Origin of the sequence: Mycoplasmopsis sturni DSM 22021, from assembly GCF_000701485.1 — a bacterium.
GTDB classification, from domain to species: Bacteria; Bacillota_I; Bacilli_A; order Mycoplasmatales; family Metamycoplasmataceae; genus Mycoplasmopsis; species Mycoplasmopsis sturni.
Window position 1 is genome coordinate 394,450 of sequence record NZ_KL370785.1, and the last position, 21,596, is coordinate 416,045.

Consider the following 21,596-nt stretch of genomic DNA (forward strand, 5'->3'; position numbering starts at 1 on the left):
AAAAACAATCAACAAGTTTGTTGATTGTTTTTGTTTTATTGTTACAGCAAAGTTGCTTTAATTCAAAAATAATAAGGCCAAATATTTGGTTCCGCAATTAAAGTCTTTTATTTAACCTTCACATCTTCATCGTTAACATAACATTATTCCATAATTTTAGTTATATACAGTATAATAAAAAAACTATGTTCAATACTCTAAAAAGAAAAAACACCCTGTTCATATTTAATATATATATATATATATATGCGTAAGCACTTTAACAAAGTTCTAGATTCCTTATTTAATTTTTTTAAAAAGTAAAGCAGATTAGATCTGTTTTACTTTTTTATGCCTAAAATTAGAATTTTAGAAACTTTTTCAGGAATCGGAGCTCAACATAAAAGTGCCAAATATGTAAACAAAAAATATCGCAAACAAATCTTTAAAGTTATCGGAACTTGTGACTGAGACGCTGGAGCAATGATGGCTTATAGCGCAATTCACCATAAATTAGGTCCTGAATCACTTGAAAATATTTTGAAAAAAGCGAATTTAAATAACCAAGAAGAAATTGACCTATTTTTAAAATTAAACACTATATCAATGGATTCTAAAAAACCAATTAAAGATATCACTTCAAAAGAATCTGTATATAAAAAATATTTAGCTGCTGCTAAATATATTTCCAATAATTACAATGATATTACGCAATTAGATCCAAAAGTTCTTGAACAAATGCAAGTTGACTTGCTAACATACTCATTTCCGTGTCAAGGTTTATCTGTTGCTAATATGGGCCGTGATAAAGGAATATTTAATGAACAAAGTACTAGCAATTTAATTTGAGAAGTAGGCAGAATTTTAAGCAATTCTAAACATAAACCAAAATACTTATTGCTTGAAAATGTAAAACAATTAGTAAATAAATACGCACCAGAATATAAACTTTGAAAAAAATTCTTATCAAAATTAGGATACAAAACATTTACTGGTGTCTTTAATGCATATGATCATGGATCATTGCAAATTAGAGAACGTGTGTTTGCAATTAGTGTTTTAAAAGAACTCAAAACTCCTTTTAAAAACGATGATCAATATATTTCATATGTCAATAATCTTGCAAAACATAAAATTTTAAAAGGTCAAAAAGCAAAACAAAAATATTATGAAATTTTTGATTTTAAAGATCTATATCCGCAAGAATCAATTTGATCATTAATTAAAGATACACCTTCAAGACGTAAAATTGTCAAGGTTTGTCGTAATGTTTTTGACGAAAACAACAACAAAATTAAAGAATATAAAATTAATACTCTAACAACAAAACAAGATAGAATCCCAAACGCCGGGTACATACCTTATAAACATAAGAAAAAAGACTATCTTCAGTACCGTTTTATAACTCCAAGAGAAACTTATAAAATCATGGGTTTTGAAGATAGTGATTATCAAAAATTAATCCCTCTTATTAATCTTGGACTATTAAACAAAAATCAACTATGAAGACAAGCAGGAAACTCAATTGATATAAATGTCCTCAAAAGTATTTTTGAAACCATTTATCAAATTGATGAAATGAATAAATAAAGGATAAATATGATAAAAAAAGAAGTTAGTTACATTCTTGAACTTGAAGAACTCCAAGAAGTTCTCAAAGGTTTTAAATTTTGAAAAATAGGTACTGATGTTTGAACGTATTTTGAAAATGGCGTTTTAAAATGATTTGAAAATGATTCTTTTATCAAATACTTAATTGATATAAAGCAAAAAAATTTTGAAGAAGAACTATACTATTGAAACCTTATAATAGAAAATAATAACGATAAAAAAAGCAATAAAGAAAGTTATGACTTTACAAAAACGAGTGAAATTATGACTTATGATAACTTAGAGTTTACCACTGAAGAAATTAGTATAGAACAATTGAAAATTTACGAAAAAAAACGTTCAAATAATAAAAATGAATTAATACCCACAGCCACTAATCAAGCAATAGATGTTTTTGAGCATTTTAAAATAATTGTTGTTAAATACAATTTATATGGAAACAAAAAATTAATCAATATAGGATTACATATAAATTTTATTAAGGAAATTAAGGATTTAATTGATTCTAATTATGAAACAACAAAAAATAATTTGAAAAAAGATATTAAAGAAAAATTATTAAAATATGTATTTCAAGTTTTTTTAAAAAATATAAATTTATTTTTAAATTTTCTAGAAACTTTTTCAAGTTCAAATTTTTTTGATGAAGATTCAAAAGAACCAAAAGATGAAGAATACATTAAAAAACAAATATTAAAAGAGATAAATAATTGTAAAGACTTAAATAAGTCAATTTTTAGTTCATTTATTTCACTAAGCCATATAAAAAGCCATTTAATTTCTTTTAATATTTTCTTCGATCATACTATTAGAAAAAAACTTAAAACAAAAGAAGGAAGCCCTTTAATTGTTTTCAAAAAAGACGGAACATTATCTAATGATTATTGAATCAAGCTATTGGAAAATATCGAAAATATTGTTGGTAAAGCAAAATTTGAAGAAAAAACTCGTTCCATTTTATCTAAATTTGTCGAAATATTTGGCATGAATGACGAAATAGATAACTACAAAATAATTAAAGAAGGAATTCAAAATACACCTATTGAAATAAAAAACGATTCCTCAAATAAAACAAACAAAGAGTCTTTATTAAACTTTGAAACCAAAAATAAAAATATTTGAGAATTCTTGAGCCAAGTTCAAACAAATGAAAACCAAAATAGAAAATTCATTGTTCCTTTTTATCAAAGAACTTATATTTGAGATACTAAATTAGTTGAGGACCTTTTTGAAGATGTTATTTATTTATCAAATAAAGATAATGCTCATTATTTAGGGCAAATTTTATTATCTATAGATAACATCAAAAATAAAAATGACCTCAAGATTGTTGATGGACAACAAAGAATTACTACCTTAATATTATTTATATTAGCTTTATATGTTTATGGTAACTACAAAGGACTTAAAATAGACAAAAGAATTATTGATTTAATTAAAACCAATCCAATTATTGAACGTTTTGAACTTCTAGATAAAAGTGAAACCTTAAAATCAATTAAAAAATTATTTAATAAAGAATTTGATGAAAAAGAAATTCTTAATAATCAAGATCCAGAGAAAACCATTTATTTTTCAAACTATAAACATTTTGTGAGCTTAATTAAAAAACACTTTGAGAATTTACACAAACAAGATGATAATGAAAAAGTGCAAAATGAATATTTAGAAATATCATCCTCGCTGTTAGATAAACTTTATATAGCAGAGACTATTCATAATGGTGAAAATGATTTTGAAATATTCCAAAGAATTAATTCATATCGCAAATCTTTAAATAATTTAGACTTACTCAAAAGTAGTGTCTTTGCTTTAGCTTACGAAAAGAACGAAAATGAAGAAGATTCTATTGAACTCTTTAAGTATTTTATTAATAAATTTACCGAACCTAAAAAGAAAAATAACCAAGTAACAATTATAGAAAAAACAGAAAATTTAAAAGAGTTTGTTAAGTTTTTAAACTGATGAGAATTAAAAGAAAAATATCAAAATAACAATCAAGACCCCTCATGAATTTTTAATATGATTAATAACTATATTAAAAATAAGCTTGAAGAATCAAATTCAAGTATAAAAAAGGCAATTGATAACCTCTTGGTAATTACTGATTTATTTATTTTTTTAGGAGGTAAAACAAATAAAGGAAAATTAAATCTCGAGAAAAAAGAACCATCAAGTTTTTTTACTTCAGAATATTTTAAAAAGATGACCAGCATCAAAAATCATTCAACTAATTTAAAGCATTTTGAATCATTTTTATTTTTAATAGATTCACTAATTAATTTTAATGTTTTAAGACCAGTAATTTTAGCTATTTATTTAAAATTTGGTTTAGACCATTTAAACGTTCTAAATTATTCAGAAAATAATAATGAAACAAATCAAGGAATCAAAAAAGAAGATGCAATAAAAGTAATTAACAGCACTAAAAAATGATACTTTGAACTTGAAAGATTTATTTTTTACTGAAAATGAATCTACTTTGAAGGTCAATCATTGACTAATAAATTTGTAGAAATTGCCAAAAAGATTTTAAGAAGCGAAATTGATACTCCAGAAAAACTAAGAGAAGAATTAGCAAATGTTTTTCAAAAAGATTGATCAAAAATTAAAGAAGAAATAAAGAAAGAAAATTCAATAACTCTTTATGATAAAGAAGCGCAAGCTGCAAAAATTTGATTAAGAAGAATTAATCAGTACCTTTTTATTGAAAAAGAATTTAAGATCAATTATTACAAAGATGATTTTAATCCTGACAACTATAATCGTTTATGTGATGTCATTGAGGCAAATTATAAAAAATCAATTGAAGTAGAACATATTTACCCTGTTAGCGGGTTTAAAAACCAAGAAGTTACAGAAGACATTAATGTTAACTGAATTGGAAACTTATTGATTATTCCTAAGTCGGAAAATAGCTATATTAAAAACGATGTTTTTGCACCAAGTCAAAAAGAAATTGATTCTGATAAGAAAAAATACAAGCAAGAAACTTATAAAAACATAGCTAGTGATACCTCTCAATTAAAATATCAATTCAAAATAGAATTTGATTCAGAAGGCAAAAGAAATGATTTATTAAATCATCTTCAGCCAAGTAACTGAAATGAATTTATTGAGAATCGAAGCAAAGAAATTTGAAAGATTTTACAAGAAATTTACACAAAAGAATAAAAAAGCAACTAACTAAGAGTTGCTTTTTTATACTGAGAAACAATTTCTAAAGCTTTTTGTAAAACTCCATTTTCATCAAGATTGTCCGTTTGAATGATTTGAAAAATTAAATTATGGTTTTGGCATAATTTGACAAAATCTTCTTTGTATTGGCTATGCAAAGATTTTCAATATCCTAAATTAGAATCAAAATTATCAATTTCTGATTTTCTGCCTCTTTTAAAAATTCTCTCTTTAAACGATTCAAAACTCATATCTAAGTAAATAACCAAATCAGGAAGACTATCTTTTTTAATTAGAGCATTAACGGCTTTTGTGTAAGCTTGAAAATGTTTTGGAGATTTATCGGCAAAAGCAATTTTTCCAAAAATAGTATGCTCGACACTAAAGCGATCCATCAATAAGATTTTGTTAGCATTTTCAGCTTTAGAAGTAATGGCATAAAGATGATTTAAGTGAGAGTTCATTACATAAATTTCAAAAGCTAGTGTAATGTTGGGTTTATGGTTTAAATGTCACATTAATAATTTATCAAATAGCTCGTCTTTGGCATCAAATTCCTCAAGATAAATTGCTTTTTCTCCGTAGTTTTTGGCTAAAAGTTGAGTCAAAGTGCTTTTACCGCTGCTAATCATTCCACTAATTGCTATTTTCATTATTTCTCCTGAAATATAAAGATAATTAGTTTTTAAATTGCGTAAATAAATTAAAAATTTTGTTGTTTATTTTTAAATTTTTCAATGATTTCCTTTGCTTTTGCAAAGACCTGATTTTCATCAAGATTATCTGTTTGAATAATTTGGTAATTCAAATGATGTTGCTCTGATAACTTTAAAAAAGATTCTTTGTATTTACTATATAAAAATTGTCAATATTCTAAATTAGCATTAAAGCTTTCAACTTCAGATTTTCTTCCTCGATTAAAAATACGTTGTCGAAAAGAATCAAAGCTTAAATCTAAATAAATAACTAAATCTGGAAGACTTTCCTTAGTTATTAAGGCATTAACGGCTTTAGAATAAGCACGATAGTGTTTTGGAGATTTATCGGCAAAAGCAATTTTTCCAAAAATAGTATGCTCGACACTAAAGCGATCCATCAATAAGATTTTGTTAGCATTTTCAGGTTTAGAAGTAATGGCATAAAGATGATTTAAGTGAGAGTTCATTACATAAATTTCAAAAGCTAGTGTAATGTTGGGTTTATGGTTTAAATGTCACATTAATAACTTATCAAATAGCTCGTCTTTGGCATCAAATTCCTCAAGGTAAATTGCTTTTTCCCCGTAGTTTTTGGCTAAAAGTTGAGTTAAAGTACTTTTACCGCTGCTTGTCATTCCACTAATTGCTATTTTCATTATTTTCCTTAGCAACAATAATATTATTAACTTCTTTAGCCACTTGATCACTTGTTAAATTATTTGTATCTACAATAACATAATTAATGTTAAATTTTTGACATAACTCAATAAATTTATTTTTATAGATATTGTGCAATTTAAATCAGTAATTTAAGCTTTCTTCAAAGTGGTCCATTTCTGCTTTGCGATTACGCTTTTGAATCCGGCTTTTAAATGTTTCAAAATTTAAATCCAGAAAAATCGCTAAATCCGGCAAAGATTCCTCAATCGATAATTCTGTCACTATATGTTGATATGCTTCTCTTTCTTCTTTGTTCCGATCTTCAAAATCAATCTCTGCAAAAATTGTATGTTCAAGTGGGAATCTATCCAAGAATAAGTATTTTTTATTTTCTCTTTCAAGTTTTCTTTTTTGTTCTAAAAATCTTTCAATATGACTATCAATGATGTAAGTATCAAAAGCCAATGTGCTATTAGGTGTTTGATTTAAAAATGCATTAAGCAAATACTCAAAAATTTCATCATCTTCTTTGTATTCGGTTAAAATGAGTGATTGTTCTTGGTAAAAATCATTTAAATACTTAACTACTGATGTTTTTCCGCTGCTGATCATCCCTGAAATTGCTACTATCATAATCCTCCTTGATTATAAATATTTATTAATTTTACTATATTCGGTTTGCAGAATTAATGATTTTGATAAATTAACTAATTAAATTTAGAATTTAGTCTTTTCTTATTTAAAAAAAATTAAAAAATAATCGCAATTCCATAAAATATTAGCGATTATTTTTTGCAAATTATTCTTTGATTAACTGTGGCTGAAAGATTTTTTTAGTATCTTAAATGTTTATAAAATTAATTTTCTATTCTTAAGTTAATCTATATTTTTTATCTTTAAAATCAATTAAACAAAATTATCAAAAGCCTTTTTCTTTGTTTGCAATGCAAATTTTAATTTTAAAATCTTGGGTCAAAAAATGCAGAAAATATAAAAATATAACCCGTTTTTCATTCTTTATCAACTTAGAGAAATTTTTTTACGCACTTCCACATATAAACGATAAAAACTACTTATAAATCATATAGTTTTAAAATAATAGTAATTATTTTAAATTGTTATATTATATAATTTAATATGGGTAATGAATATCTTATATTTAGGATAATATTTTAAATCAATATAATTTCAATGGTTCTTCCTTCAAGTATAGTAATGTGTAAAATATTTTAATTACCTTTGCTTTTTCTATTTGTTTATTCATATAAATAATTTAATAAATTAACCTATTATTGTTCGCGCCATTTTTATTTATCTAAAGATAAAAGTTTAATTATAGTTCAATATTCAATTCAATATTTTTATAAATAAATTTTAGTATTAAAAATCTTTTTATTATTCATTACCCAGCTCAAAATTTATCGCTAAATTTTATATTATTTTCTTTTTTGTATTAAAAGTTATTACACTATTTTGTATATTAATTAATAAAAATTAAAATTCTCACTTTATTTCTTTTATTTAAAATCGTAATTATTTATTGGCATAAATAAGTCTCATTTCCTCTTTATTCTTATTTTCGTCGTCTTATTTTAATTAAATAATTTCTATAATTTCAAAATTTAGTTAACCTACCTCTTTTTAATTTAAAATAATTATTATTTATTAAAACTCCCTTTCTTGTAAGAAAGGGAGTTTTAAGATCTTTTTATTTATTATTTTGAAAGCACACTCGACAACGAGCTTCGTATTCTTTATCACCTAATAAATGTCGCTTGGTTGATTTAATTTTTCTATATGAAAACATAGCAGGATCAAAACATTGCATACATACTGCTTTAAGTTTTGTAACATCATCAGCTTGCGCCATTAATTCAGCTGTTATATGAAAAGTTTTTCCGCTAAAATCCATATCTAGTCCAGAAACTATTACTCTAACACCATTATTAGTTAATTTATGAATTACATCATAAATTCCTTTATCAAAAAAGTGAACTTCATCAAATGCAACTGCTTTATATTTTTTATCTCAGGTAGCTCAAACCTGATCTGCTTTATCTATAGCAATTGCTTCTAAATGGCTACCTGTTCTTGAAACAATTTGATCTTCACCAAAACGAGTATCAAAACTAGGCTTATAAATAATAAAAGGTACTTGAGCAATTTTTAATATACTTAAACGCTTAATTAATTCTGCACTCTTTCCGGCAAACATAGGTCCAGTAATGATTTCCAAGGATCCTTTTGTATCTTTTCAAAACATATTTCTCCTTTTAAGCTTTGATTTAAATCTCTTTTAAAAAAGACAGCAAGAGACTGTCTTTTACTTTTATTATTTATTTGATAAATATCTTTGAACTTCTTTTACACAATCATCAATCACTAGTTCAACATCTTCAAAACTATTAATGATTGCACCCGAAGCTCTTTCGTGACCGCCGCCATTTCATTTTAAAGCGACATTACGAACAATCGGACCATTAGATCTAAATTCAACTCTAATTTTGCCGGTTTCTTCTTCTGTAAATTGGACTCAAATTGGAAATCCTTCAATATTTGAAATTAAATTTGGACGTACAGAAGTTTGGGGTGTTTTGCCACGTTTTAAGGTTTCTTCAAGTGAATTTTGAATATAAGCTACTCCATCACGTGTTTTTAATGTTGAAATTAACCATGATTGAAATTGTAAATCTTTTAAAGAAACTTTAGCTAAATTGCTATGGATAAAATCAGAATCTAAACCATTATCATATAAAAAAGCAGCAAGTTTTAAAGTTCGACTTGATGTATTATTATATAAAAATCTTCCTGAATCAGTATTAATTCCAAGATATAGTAGCGAGGCAGCTCTTGGGGTTACTTTTCACTTATTAACATAAGCAATTTCAGTAATCATTTCATCGGCAGCTACATATGAACTATCAACTCAACGAATTGTATTTTCACCTAAATCATCGTCATTTGGGTGGTGATCAATCCGGATAACTTGAGCAAAAATGTTTTTATCCAACAATTCTCTACTTTCAATTCTTTCTTTGAAATTAGCATCAACAATAACGGCTAAAGATTGTTTTAAAACATCATCACTTGGAGCATTATCATGAACTAAATTTAAAAATTTAAATGACCCTTTAGCATCTCCTACACAATAAACTTGTTTGTTTGGAAAATTAGTTTTTAAAAGTTCAGCTAAACCAAATTGTGAACCTAAACAGTCACCATCTGGGCGAATGTGGTGAAAAATAACAATAGAATCATATTTAATTAATTCTTTTGAAACTAATTCTAAACTTCCAATTTGCATTATTTATTATTACTTTCTCATTCAATAATTGCTTGATTTAAGGCTTGTAAAACACTAGGAACTTGTTCTCATGATTCTAAAGTAATTCCAGCCGCATTATCATGACCTCCGCCATTAAAATGCTTAGCTACTTTATTAACAAGCGGTCCATTTGAACGCAATCTTCCACGAACCAAGCCATCTTCAAGTTGAATAAATAAAGCTCAACAAGAATTATCTTCAATATTAGCTAATTCATTAACATACAAGGCCGCCTCAAGAGAGCTCATTTGGTGTTTATCAAGAATTTCTTGGGTTGCCTCAAAGTACAATGTACGTCCTTCTTTTTTAAAACCACTAAGAATTTCACCGATAAATTTAATGCCCTTAAATGTTCTTTTAGAAAGTTCCCTTAAGATTCATTGTGGGTGAAAACCATTTTCCATTAAGAACGCCACAAGTTTATGAGTTCTTTTTGATGTATCAGGATACAAGAATCTTCCCGAATCGGTATTAATTCCAAGGTAAATATATTCCGAAGCTTTTTGTGTCACCTTTCAATTTGACTCATAAGCAAGCATTGCAATCATTTCTGCTGCAGCCACATAGTGCTCATCAACTCAAAGATAATCATATACGATATCACTATCATTTGGGTGGTGATCAATTCTTAATTTATGAGTCATTTTGTTTTCATAAAGCAATGAAGCTTTTTCAATTCGATTACCAGATGAAGCATCAACTACAATCCCAAGCGAATTGGTTCAATCAATTTTACTTTCATCGGTGAAATTATAAGTCATGAAGTCTAAAACTCCTACATTATCACCGACAGCATAAACTTTTTTATCAGGGTAATTGGTTTTGATTAATTCAACTAATCCATGTTGCGAACCTAAACAATCGCCATCTGGACGAATGTGGTGAAACACGACAATTGTATCGTGCTCTTCAATAGCTTTTCTTGCTATTTGTGAGTTACCAATAAGCATATTTTTCTCCTTTAATTTTTATTGATCTTGATTAAATTTTACTATTTTTTAAGTACTAAAAAATTCATTTTCACAATTAGTCTAATTTGCCTATTTTTTGCACAAAAAAGAAAAAGCCTTGCAAATTGCAAGACTAATTGTTTGGTTCTTTATAATAAATTGCTTCTTCTGTTAATCTGATGATTCCTCTTTCTTCTATGTTATGAAGAGCTTGGTTAATGAGGCCGCTTGAAATTGGAGTAACTGTACTAAAGCCGCAATATTCACTAAATTTCTCATAGATATCATTTAAACTAAGGTTTTTGGCTCTAGAAATAAATGACATCAAGAAGTTTTCTACTTCTTGTGGATGAATTCTTGCAAAATCACGTTTACTTGAATTTTCACCATGTTCTCTAAATTCAATAATTTGGTCTTTTGCCAAAATGAAATTACCTTGAATTTCTATAATATCTTGTTGAGATAAATCATTTAAAATGTTATCAAATTCGGCTTTTAAAGAAGTGGTAAAAGTTTTTTTTCCAAAAATTCTAGGTACAAATTTTTTTAATTCATCATAATGAACAGGCGATAATTGCGAAATAAGCGAGGCAATAAAGTTTGTTTCGCTATTTGGTTTCGTTTCTGCTATTTTCTTATAAAGTTGCTCATAATTTGGATAAAGGTTGAACGAAATTCTTTCGATAGCTTTTTCTTGAACATCTACTGGAACATCAATTTTAAGAGCATCAAACTGTTGAGCAACACCTTTATGAATAGCATTTTGTTGCAATTTATCAATAAAAGATTCTAGTTTTTTAATTTGTTTGGTTTTATTTTTATATCAATCAGTTGATCAAATACGATAGACATTTCAACTTCTAGATTCAAGAACCCTTTGACGTAAAATATCACGATCACGAGCTGATTTTGAAGTTTTATAAACAGAACCGTCACATTCAATTCCTAAAATGAAGTGATTTGGTTTTTTAGGGTGCATTACAGCAACATCGATTTTGTAACTTGAAGCACCAATACGTTTAACAACATTGTATCCATGTTGTTTTAATTCGTTAAAGACATCATCTTCAAATGGCGATTCAAATTCGGAAATAAATTGTGGTTTTTCTTCTATTGTCTTATTACCTGAAGATGCATAAGCAATATAGTTTTTCAAGAACTTAACACCACGAGCATTAGTTCTTGAAAGATCGATATCACCATCATTAAATGAAGAAACAACAATAACAGCTGTTTTAGCACGAGTTACTGCAACATTAAGACGACGATATCCATTTTGTTGGTTAAGTGGACCAAAGTTCATTGACATAACACCTTTGGCATTTGGACCATATCCTACTGAAAGAATAATAATATCTCTTTCATCCCCTTGAACTGTTTCAATGTTTTTGACAAAGAATTTCTCAATTTCAAAAGCATTAAAGAAGTGCTCAAATTCATCAGTTTTACGACGTAATAAGTTAATTTTACGTTCAATTAGGTCTCTTTGTTGAGTATTGAATGTTACTACACCAATTGTACGTTTAGTACCATATTTACGGATAATTTTGACAATTAAATCAACAACTTTATCTGCTTCCACTTGGTTAACAGAATCAATAAATTGACCGCGAACATACTCGTGTGATACTCCTTCAAAATCACCAGGAATCTTTGATGCCGGGAAAGTTACTAGTTCTTTATAAATTTCTTTATTTGAAGGTTGAATAAGTTGGTCAAATTTACTACGGTAGTGTCATTTTAATTTAATTGTCGGTAAAACAATATTAGCTACTTCTAAGATAGAATCAAAGGCCGTTGTGTCTCATGAATTATCATCCACAATATCATCATCTTCAAAGTGAGCAAAGAAATCAGTTGGAGGTAATTGCTCTTTATCTCCGGCAATAATAAATTGTTTTGCTCTTGATAAAGCACCGATAGCATTTTCTGGACGAACCTGCGATGCTTCATCAAAAATAACCACGTCAAATTCTAGTTTTGAGTCTTTTAAAAGAGATGAAACTGAAAGTGGAGACATCATTAAACACGGTTTAAGTTTTAAGATTAAGTTAGGGATTTTGTCAAATAAAATTCTAAAAGGAATAATTTTTCTTGACTTATTAGCCTCTGTACGAAGGATCGAAACTTCTGAATTAAGACCCTCAATACTATTGTAGTTTGGTATTTTAGCAATAATTGATTGTTCAACCTTAGTACGTGCCATTGATTGAATAATTGCATCTGATTCCATAAAAGTACGACGAATTGAATCAAGTACCTCACCATTGAAATCCGGAAATAATTCATTTTGGTATTTATCAATTAATAATAGGTAGAATCTTCTTAAGTAAATCTCAAAATAATCCTGCTTAATATTTCTTTCAATTAAAGTATCGGCATAATTTTGTAAATTGTTTTCAATCATTAATTTATAAACACGGTTAAATTCTAAAATAGTATTTAACTCTTCTAAATTATTAACTGCTTTAGTAATTTTTGTATCCAATTCTTCATAAGTATAAAGCTCAATATTAAAGTGTTCTTGGTTGAATTCAGCTTTAATCAAATCTATACATTCTCTTAATTGTTCATGAAGGATTCTAAATTCACTTGCTAATTCTTTTGCTTTATTTTTATCGAGCATAGCAAAAGAAAATAAATAGTAAATTTCGCTAGAGTCTCATTTTAAATAGTGAGTGAGCTCTTGAAACTTATTAAACCAATTCATATCATAATAAGTTTTTTGCAAGAAGTCAAAATCATCAAAAGGTACACGGTAACTTACCTCTTTAGCTTCGGCATTAAATTCGTTTTTAAGCTGTTGGTAAGCAAGAATATCATCAACTAAGGCAATAATTTCATCATAAGAAATCTTGTTATTTAATTTATAGTTTAAAATTTGACTTTTGATCTTACTATAACTTGGCGAAGTAAGACGCTTAAATCCTGAAACATATTTAGAAAGCTGTTTTTTAATTATTTGTGCATGAATTTGAAAAACTTCTTCATTATATTTATTTAAGTATTTTGACTTAATATTGTTCATTTCAGCAGCTAATTGCACCATTTTTTCAAGGTGATGCACATTAAGTACTAAATCTGGATTTTCAAAAATACGCGAATTAATTGATTTAATGTTTGTAAGATGCTCTAAAGCCTCTAAATAGACAGAGCTTGATTTAAGAAAAATGTCTTTTTTGACAGATAAGAATGGATATTTGTTTGAAAACTTGATAACTTCAGCCATTTTATTTTGTAAATCAACAAAGTTTTTAACGATCTTTTCTCGTTTTTCAAGGGATAATTCACTTGCTTTAAGTCCGTATCAAGTATTTTTAGTCACATCAAAATCATTGATATTTAGAGCATTGAAAAACGAATCAATTAATTTTCTTTTTGTAATTAAATCTTTTTCAGAAATTTTTTCTACGTTTTCAATATCAAAAATAATATCTGGTTGTTTAGCGTACTTTAAGAAAGCACCATAAAGTTGATAGATTGTTTTATTAATTGGTTGGAAAATATTTGAAAGAGCTTGTGGGTAATTAAGTAATTCTTTATGAGAAGTTTCAAATTTATTGATAGCATCTTGTTCATAACTATCTTGAACACTAATATTATTTTGGCCTTTTTCTAAAGTTGAAGCAAGCTCATGTAAAACAACTTTTTTATCTAATTTAGTATTATGAATAGGTAATACAAAATCATTTAAACCAATTCTTTTTAAGTTGTTATAAACAACTTCAAGTGCTGCTTGTTTTTCAGCAACAAAAAGAACTTTTTTACCACGAGCAATTAACTCAGTTATAATGTTAGTAATAGTTTGTGATTTCCCTGTTCCTGGAGGTCCTTGCAATACAAAGCTTTGGCCGGCAATGGCTGCTTGAATAGCAATTTCTTGCGAAGAATCTGAATTATATGTATGGAAATATTCTTTAGGATTTACTACATCATCAATATCTGATTCAGTATATTGAATATTTTCAACAGGATTATTAATTCCTGAAATTAATTGAACAAATTGGTTATTAATAACTTTATCTGTATTTTCTTCAAGATCTTTAACCATATTAATTCTTGAAAAAGAAAAAATACCTAAATCAATATCGTCAATAATTTTTCAACGTTTGTCATTTGCTTTAGTGATTTCACTTAAAATATGTTTTTTATAATCAAGATACAAATCATAATTACTTTTATCTTGGTTAAATTCATAATTTAAATCAATATTAAAATCATTTAATAATTTTTGTACAAATGATTGGTTAAGTAAAAACTCATCATCAACAAAATGAATTTTATATGGCGAATTATACGAATCCTTAGATAAATCAACAGGAATAAATAAAATAGGAGCTAAATGTTTATCCTCTGATTCAATGTTTTCATATCATTCCAAAAAACCTACAGCAAAATATAAAACATTAATCCCATTTTCTTCTTTGAAGAGATTGGCTTTTTTCATCAAATTTGATAAATTACGGTTTTGAACGGTATTATATAAATTAGAAAAAAGGAAATTGCTTTTGTATTTTTTTGTAAAAGCATTAATTAAAGGTGTGATTTCACTTTTAAAATATTTGTCTTTTTGTTCTAATTCAATCCCAAAAGAAACCCTTTTTCCTTTGGTTGTTTTTCTACTTTCACCAATAGCTAAGTCGTCATCTTCATCGATATTACCGAATAAGTTAGCAAATTGAAGGTTCTTCATACCGTAATAACGGTTAAGAAAGTTTTCAAGATTTGGATGTACAATTTCAACAGTTTGTGATTTTGTTCTACGATAGTTAATCGACTGTGATTTCATACTTAAATCAAGTAAACGATGTTTTCAAATTTCGATGTTTTTAGCAATTTTATTTTTATCTTTTTGAGTCACATTCGCTCCTTATTTTAAGTTAATAATTTAATATTTAAATTATAACAAAACTAAATTATAAAGCATGGAAAAGCACTAAAAAAATGCTAGGAAAAAGACATTTTGTCAATTAGCAATTAACTTTTTATATTGCTAAAAAATACTTTTTATTTTTTCAAAACTAGTATAATTATATTAATGATTAAATTAAAAGTAGAATATAAAGAACGTATCGATAAATATATCGCTGACAATAGCGAAATATCTAGAAACGATATTAAGCAATTGATTGAACAACGCGCGGTGTTTGTTAATGGTACAAACGTAATTAAACCTAAATATATAGTAAGAGAAGGTCAAGAAATTGAGGTAATTAAACTACTTGATAAAGAGATTAAATTAGAACCTCAAAAAATGGACCTTAATATTGTATATGAAGATGAATACTTATGTGTTATTAACAAACCATCAGGCTTAATTGTGCACCCTGCACCAGGACACTATGATAACACTCTAGTTAATGGATTGCTTTATCATTTTAAGAACAATTTATCTAATGAAAATGGACTACTTAGACCCGGAATTGTTCACCGTATTGATAAAGACACTAGCGGATTATTAATCATTGCTAAAACAAATGAAGTACATAATATTTTGTCAAAAAACTTTAAAAACCATGACATTTCAAGAGAATATATCGCAATTGTTGATGGAATTTTAGAAGATAAAAAATTAAAGCTTGACTTACCAATTGGTCGTGATGTCAAAAATCGTCAAATGATGTCTGTAACCAATCAAAACTCAAAGCACGCTATTACTAATGTTGAACTTCTAAACACTTTTTATTTAGATGGATATCCCAAGTCCTTAGTTAAATGTGTTTTAGAAACAGGTAGAACTCATCAAATCAGAGTTCATTTAGCGTATATCAAAAACCCCGTGTATGGCGATCCTATTTATGGTAAAAAAGTTGATGATTTCAATCAAAGATTACATGCTTATAAATTAACTTTTTTACACCCAATAAACAATAAAAAAATCGTTTTATTTGCGGAACCACCAAAAGAATTTGAAATTGCAAATTTCAAATTCCAAGAACTTATGAATTAGGAGGAGTTATGTTCGGAATGTATGACAGAAGTTTTATAAACATAAAATCCGTAAGTGAATTATGACAAAAAGAGAAAAAATTTAGAATCTTCTGAATAATGATGATTATTTTACTCTTAGTAATTGTCGCAATGAGCACTGCTAGTTTAATTTTATGAAACACATCAAATATTAAAGATGGATTTATTAATTGAAGAACTCAATATTATGTAGATAATAATAGAAATTTAGAAATTGCCTCTAAAGATGCAAATGCAGAATGACTAACGATTTTATTAAGGGCTAATTTAGTTCCTACCGTTGTAAACTTAGCTGTTTTAGGTTTATTTATTTGATCTGTTTATCGTAGTTATCAAGAAAAAAGTTTTGCTAAACTTTCTTCACTAACAACATTTTACATTGCTTTTATGGCTTTATATGAGGGAATTGGTCTTATCGTTAACTTGTCTCAATTTAACCTTAGCAATAAAGTACTTTTACCTAATTCAATTTTAGGAATTTTAGTAATTATCACTTATATCATTGGTTGAATCTTTATTTCGAGTCAAGTTTCATTTATTAGAAAAGCTTTTGTAAGCGCTGCTATGGCAGAAGCTTCTGAAAAATGAATGAAACAATTTACTGAACAAATGCAACAAAACGGAACATTTAATCCTTTTATGAGCCCTATGGGAATGAAAGAAAATCCACAACAAAAACCAACAAATGATCAAGCAGAACAAAAAATTGACGAAACTGAAGTAGTTAAAACAGAAAAAGATAAGCAAATTGAAAAATTATTAACATTAACAAATTCACAACTATACAAAATAGCAGAATATCTTGGGATATTTGGTTACAAAGAAATGTCTAAAGAAGAACTGGTTGAAAAAATTTATTGATACACCCAAAATAACAAAGAAGATCAAAAAGAACAAACTAACTAGTTTGTTCTTTTTTTATTTTTTCTCTGAAAAATACAATAAATTTTTTATTGACAAAAATAATATTAAGCAAGTATAATGATCCACTAATTACAAACACAACAACAGTATCTGCCGGAAAAACTCACCATTGCAAAGGATTCATTAAAGGGAATCAACAAACAGTAAATACAATTCCCATAATAAAAATTATCAATTGTTGGTTTTTAAGTTTTTCATATTTAATGACAACTAAAAAGGTACTGATGAGAAATCAAACTACGAAAGTAGAGACACAAGCAACCAAATTTAATCACCAAGGATAAGAGCCTCTAAGTCCTAAGTCAATAATTCTTTGTGATAAAAGTAAAAGCGCAAGAGAATTAATAATAAAGAATAAATATAAGACAATTTTAATTGCTCAAGCTTTTTTGGATTTATTCATAATTATTTCTAAGTTTTAATAGCATTGCTTCAAATTCTTCATATGAGACGGTTTCTGTTTTTTCTTCTCCATATTTACGGAAAGAAACTAAATTATTTTGACGTTCTTTTTCACCTAAAATAACTTGAATTTTTGATTTTGAAATTTGTGCTTCACGAATTTTTTTATTAAGTCTTTCATCCCGAGCATCCACTTTGGTTCTAAAACCAAGAGCAAATAATTTGGTATTTACTTCTTTAGCATATTCAAAGTCATAATCCATATTTACCGGAATAATAGTTACTTGTTTAGGAGCTAATCAAAATGGTAAAACTCCTTTAGTTTGTTCAAGTAAAATAGCTACAAAACGTTCATAGGTTCCAATTAAACCTCTGTGAATTAAAATAGGACGTTCTTCCTGATTCTCTTTATTAGTAAAAGTGATATCAAATCTTTCAGGTAATAGAAAATCTAACTGAAGAGTTGAAACAGTAATTTCGTGGCCTAATGCAGTAAAAATTTGAATATCCATTTTAGGTCCATAAAAAGCTGCTTCGCCAACTTTTTCTTCGTATTTTACACCTAATTCATTTAGAACATTTCTAAGTTGGTTTTCTGCTTCATCTCACATTGCATCATTATCATAATATTTTTCTTTATTATCTTTATCTCTTAAAGAAAGCGAAATATAATCAATTTTAATTTTGAAAATTTCTAATGTTTCTTTAATAAGTTGATACATGTATTTAAATTCATCGGCAATTTGATCTTTTCTAACAAAAAGATGTCCTTCAGTAAGTAACATTCCCCGTACTCTTTCTAGACCGGTTAATGCACCAGATTTTTCATAACGATAAAGTTGTGACTGTTCTGAAAAACGAATTGGTAAATCACGATAACTTCTTTTTTCGTAGTTATAACAAATAATATGATGCGGACAAGTCATTGGTCTTGGATAAAGTTTTTCATTATCACAAACAATAGGCTTAAACATGTCATCTTTATAGTGTGCTAAATGCCCAGATGTTTTATATAAAGTTTCTTCCCCAAAGTGAGGAGTTAAAACCTCAGTCATTCCATATTTGCGATCCATTTTAAGAATTAAGTTTTTAATTTCATTGTGAATATACATTCCATCTTCTAATCAAATAGGAAATCCTTGCCCTGCTAATGGGTGAAATGTAAAAAGTTTCATTTCTTTACCAATTTTACGGTGATCGCGTTCTTTACGATCTTTAAGGAGTGCTAAGTAAGCTTCTAATTCTTCTTTGGTTTCTCATGAGGTTCCGTAAATTCTTGTTAATTGAATATTATCTGAATTTCCTCTTCAATAAGCTCCCGCAAGCGATAATAATTTGAAGTTTTTAATTTTCTTAGTGTCTTCAATATGACCACCAGCACAAAGATCCACAAAAATAGTTTCATTATTAAGTGGATCCACAAGAGCATAAAAAGTTATATGAGCTCCCTTAGCAACTAACTCGTCGTATAACTCTTTTTTATAAGGCTTGTTAGTAAAATCATATTGTGAAATATCAACTTGCTTCATCACAAGATTTCTTGAAGCAAGTTTTTTCATTAATTTTTCAATTTTATTAAGTTCCGTATCAGAAAGAGGAGTTTCAAATTCAAAATCATAATAAAAACCTTCATCTGTTGCAGGGCCAAAACCAAGTTTTACATTAGGATAAAGTTTTTCAACGGCAGCACCTAATAAGTGGCTTGTAGTATGGTTTAATTCTTTATTTGCTTTCATGTTTTTCTCCATAAAGACCAATATTAATTTGCATTTTATTTAATGTATTTCTTGCAATTAATTGAGCCTTGATTTTTCCTTGTTCAATAACTTGTTCAACTTGTGTTAAAGCATCTTGATACTTACTTTGAATTGAAATTAACAAGTCTTTAACAACAAGAGCAACCGCTTCTTTAAATTCTTTGTAATTACTATCTTTAAAAATTCATTCAGCTTCTTCAAGGCTAATATTTTTAATTGAAGCATAAATTGTAAGTAAATTTAAAATTCCAGGTTTTTCCTCTGAAATATAAACTTTTCCTTCAGAATCAGTAACTGCTTTAAGAATTTTTTTATAAGCAACTTCAGGATCTTCAAGTAAAAAGATAGTTCCTTTTTTGTTTTTGTCACTTTTAGACATTTTTTGACTAGGAACAACAAGCGATTTAATTTTAGCTCCAATTTGCGGAACAAAACCATTAGGGATTTTTAAATCCATTTTATAACGCTTATTTAAACGTTGAGCAATGTTTCTTGTAAGCTCTAAATGTTGAATTTGATCTTCTCCTACCGGAACTAAATCAGCATTATAAATTAAAATGTCTGCAGCCATTAAAACCGGATACATTAATAAATTACTTGGGATTTTTACAGTTCCATTTGATTGGGTTAGTTTTTGCGATTTGTCCTTAAATTGAGTCATTCGCTCTAGTTCACCAACTGTTACTTCTGAATTACAAAGTCACATCATTTGTGAGTGCTCAACAATTGATGATTGATAAAATAATGTGGCTTTTTGAGGATCTAATCCACAAGCCAAATAAAGTGCTACTGTATTTTTGCGTGCTTGTTCTAGCTCTTTAGGATTAACAGATCCTGTTGTTAAAGCATGTAAATCAGCAACAAAAAAGTATGATTCATATTGATTTTGTAATTCAATAAAGTTTCTTAATGCCCCAATATAATTCCCTAGGGTGAGGTCTCCAGTTGGTTGAATTCCACTAACAATTCGCTTCATTTTACTCCTTTTTTATGCTTACTTAAGTTAATTTATATTATAAAACAATTAAAGATTTATTTAAGTAGTTTCAAATAAAAAAAATAAAAAGTTATATAATTATTGCATCACTAAGAAAAAAGTAAAAATATCAAAAAAGGAGAAAATAAATGCAAAAAGTGCTATTTTTACAAGGAAGTGTTATTCCAAATGACAAGTCTTATTCATCACAAGTGCTTCTAGAATTTCAAAAAAAATACAAAGCGGCACACCCTGAAGATCAAATTGAATTTGTTAACCTAAATGACACTAAATTTGCCTCAACATCACTAACTGCTAATAATTTTGCTACATTTTGAAATGATGTTGATTCTGACTTTTGAATCCAAAAGCTCAAAGATGTAGATAAAGTTGTAATTTCAACTCAAATGATTAATTTTGGACCTGCTGCAGTTGTAAAAAACTTTATTGACGGAATTGCTGTTGCTAACAAAACATTTAGTTATAAATATTCTAAAAAAGGTGAAGCTAAAGGTCTTTTGGATCACCTTTCAGTAATGGTGATTGCTTCTCAAGGAGCTCCAAAAGATTGATACCAATGAGGATCACATATTCAATGACTTAAAGGAACTTGAAATTTCTTAGGAGCAAAAAAAGTGGACTCTATTGAAATTTACGGAACCAAAGTAGAACCAATCAATCAAATGACACCACAAGAACTAGCATCTAGTTTAGAAGAGGAAATTCAACAAAAAGCTCAAACCTTTTAATATATATAAAAAGCGCCCTGTTGGCGCTTTTTATATGTTTTCTTGTTAAATTAGAAGAATCATCCGAAAATTCCGTGGTGACGTTGCACTTCTGTCATAAGAAGTCCATCTTGACCAGAATATCTAAATCTAAAGAAGTCAGCGATAAATGCAATTTCTACACTAAGTAAAATAAGTAAAATAACTAAAAGAATAATTAAAATTCAGAATCACACAGGATTCATTTTCCGAACTGTTCCGGCTACTCCGTAAACTGGAGTTTTTCACCCTCTCAGTTTCTTAATTAACTCATTTCTTGTGTATGAATCTAAAATTTTATTTTGTGTCATATTTTCTCCTGTGTATGCATAACGTTAATAGTGTTATTATACAACTTTTTAAGTAAATTCTAAATCTTGAAGTTCTTATCAGTGGCTTT

Annotated in this window: 16 protein-coding genes; 5 read left to right on the forward strand and 11 right to left on the reverse strand. The window is 27.5% G+C overall.

Annotated features, from left to right (window positions below):
* The first annotated feature begins 330 nt into the window (after window positions 1–330).
* Complete coding sequence (gene dcm / locus Q349_RS03135) at window positions 331–1,569, forward strand: DNA (cytosine-5-)-methyltransferase (protein ID WP_036464945.1); 1,239 nt, start codon at window positions 331–333, stop codon at window positions 1,567–1,569.
* A 9-nt stretch (window positions 1,570–1,578) separates the two neighbouring features.
* Window positions 1,579–4,764: a DUF262 domain-containing protein gene (locus tag Q349_RS03140; protein ID WP_036464946.1), complete on the forward strand. Its 3,186-nt coding sequence runs from the start codon at window positions 1,579–1,581 to the stop codon at window positions 4,762–4,764.
* 8 nt (window positions 4,765–4,772) lie between these two features.
* On the opposite strand, the gene Q349_RS03145 is transcribed toward Q349_RS03140, so the two are convergent.
* The 7 genes from Q349_RS03145 to Q349_RS03175 form a co-directional block, all read right to left on the reverse strand.
* A complete protein-coding gene (locus Q349_RS03145) occupies window positions 4,773–5,420 on the reverse strand; it encodes a deoxynucleoside kinase (RefSeq protein ID WP_036464947.1) in 648 nt (215 codons plus the stop codon).
* A 50-nt stretch (window positions 5,421–5,470) separates the two neighbouring features.
* Window positions 5,471–6,121: a deoxynucleoside kinase gene (locus tag Q349_RS03150; RefSeq protein WP_036464948.1), complete on the reverse strand. Its 651-nt coding sequence runs from the start codon at window positions 6,119–6,121 to the stop codon at window positions 5,471–5,473.
* Window positions 6,105–6,758 carry a deoxynucleoside kinase gene (locus Q349_RS03155; protein ID WP_036464950.1) on the reverse strand — a complete coding sequence of 218 codons (654 nt, stop codon included), beginning with the start codon at window positions 6,756–6,758 and terminating at the stop codon, window positions 6,105–6,107. The genes Q349_RS03150 and Q349_RS03155 overlap by 17 nt, the downstream gene beginning before the upstream one ends.
* Window positions 6,759–7,833: 1,075 nt before the next feature.
* The gene (locus tag Q349_RS03160) at window positions 7,834–8,388 is read right to left on the reverse strand and encodes a thymidine kinase (RefSeq protein WP_036464951.1); all 555 of its coding nucleotides are present in this window, start codon (window positions 8,386–8,388) and stop codon (window positions 7,834–7,836) included.
* 69 nt (window positions 8,389–8,457) lie between these two features.
* Complete coding sequence (locus Q349_RS03165; protein WP_036464953.1) at window positions 8,458–9,429, reverse strand: bifunctional oligoribonuclease/PAP phosphatase NrnA; 972 nt, start codon at window positions 9,427–9,429, stop codon at window positions 8,458–8,460.
* Complete coding sequence (locus Q349_RS03170) at window positions 9,429–10,400, reverse strand: bifunctional oligoribonuclease/PAP phosphatase NrnA (RefSeq protein ID WP_036464954.1); 972 nt, start codon at window positions 10,398–10,400, stop codon at window positions 9,429–9,431. The genes Q349_RS03165 and Q349_RS03170 overlap by 1 nt, the downstream gene beginning before the upstream one ends.
* Before the next feature lie 133 nt (window positions 10,401–10,533).
* The gene (locus Q349_RS03175) at window positions 10,534–15,261 is read right to left on the reverse strand and encodes a DUF4011 domain-containing protein (RefSeq protein WP_036464956.1); all 4,728 of its coding nucleotides are present in this window, start codon (window positions 15,259–15,261) and stop codon (window positions 10,534–10,536) included.
* 177 nt (window positions 15,262–15,438) lie between these two features.
* Between Q349_RS03175 and Q349_RS03180 the strand changes: the two genes are divergently transcribed.
* Together Q349_RS03180 and Q349_RS03185 are read left to right on the forward strand one after the other, a co-directional pair.
* On the forward strand, window positions 15,439–16,350 hold the full coding sequence (locus Q349_RS03180; RefSeq protein ID WP_036464958.1) for an RluA family pseudouridine synthase: 912 nt from the start codon (window positions 15,439–15,441) through the stop codon (window positions 16,348–16,350).
* An 8-nt stretch (window positions 16,351–16,358) separates the two neighbouring features.
* On the forward strand, window positions 16,359–17,276 hold the full coding sequence (locus Q349_RS03185) for a hypothetical protein (RefSeq protein WP_156932532.1): 918 nt from the start codon (window positions 16,359–16,361) through the stop codon (window positions 17,274–17,276).
* On the opposite strand, the gene Q349_RS03190 is transcribed toward Q349_RS03185, so the two are convergent.
* Genes Q349_RS03190 through trpS form a run of 3 tightly spaced genes read right to left on the reverse strand, consistent with a single transcriptional unit; the run spans window position 17,269 to window position 20,429 of the window.
* Window positions 17,269–17,697 carry a hypothetical protein gene (locus tag Q349_RS03190; RefSeq protein ID WP_036464961.1) on the reverse strand — a complete coding sequence of 143 codons (429 nt, stop codon included), beginning with the start codon at window positions 17,695–17,697 and terminating at the stop codon, window positions 17,269–17,271. The genes Q349_RS03185 and Q349_RS03190 overlap by 8 nt on opposite strands.
* A complete protein-coding gene (gene thrS / locus Q349_RS03195) occupies window positions 17,690–19,432 on the reverse strand; it encodes a threonine--tRNA ligase (protein ID WP_036464962.1) in 1,743 nt (580 codons plus the stop codon). The genes Q349_RS03190 and thrS overlap by 8 nt, the downstream gene beginning before the upstream one ends.
* Window positions 19,419–20,429, reverse strand: coding sequence for a tryptophan--tRNA ligase (trpS, locus tag Q349_RS03200; RefSeq protein ID WP_036464963.1), 1,011 nt, complete (start codon window positions 20,427–20,429; stop codon window positions 19,419–19,421). Before trpS ends, thrS begins: the two co-directional genes overlap by 14 nt.
* Window positions 20,430–20,578: 149 nt before the next feature.
* Between trpS and Q349_RS03205 the strand changes: the two genes are divergently transcribed.
* Window positions 20,579–21,178, forward strand: coding sequence for an FMN-dependent NADH-azoreductase (locus Q349_RS03205; RefSeq protein ID WP_036464964.1), 600 nt, complete (start codon window positions 20,579–20,581; stop codon window positions 21,176–21,178).
* Window positions 21,179–21,228: 50 nt separating this feature from the next.
* Here Q349_RS03205 and Q349_RS03210 read toward each other — a convergent pair whose 3' ends face one another.
* Window positions 21,229–21,507, reverse strand: coding sequence for a hypothetical protein (locus Q349_RS03210; protein ID WP_036464965.1), 279 nt, complete (start codon window positions 21,505–21,507; stop codon window positions 21,229–21,231).
* Between the last annotated feature and the right edge of the window lie 89 nt (window positions 21,508–21,596).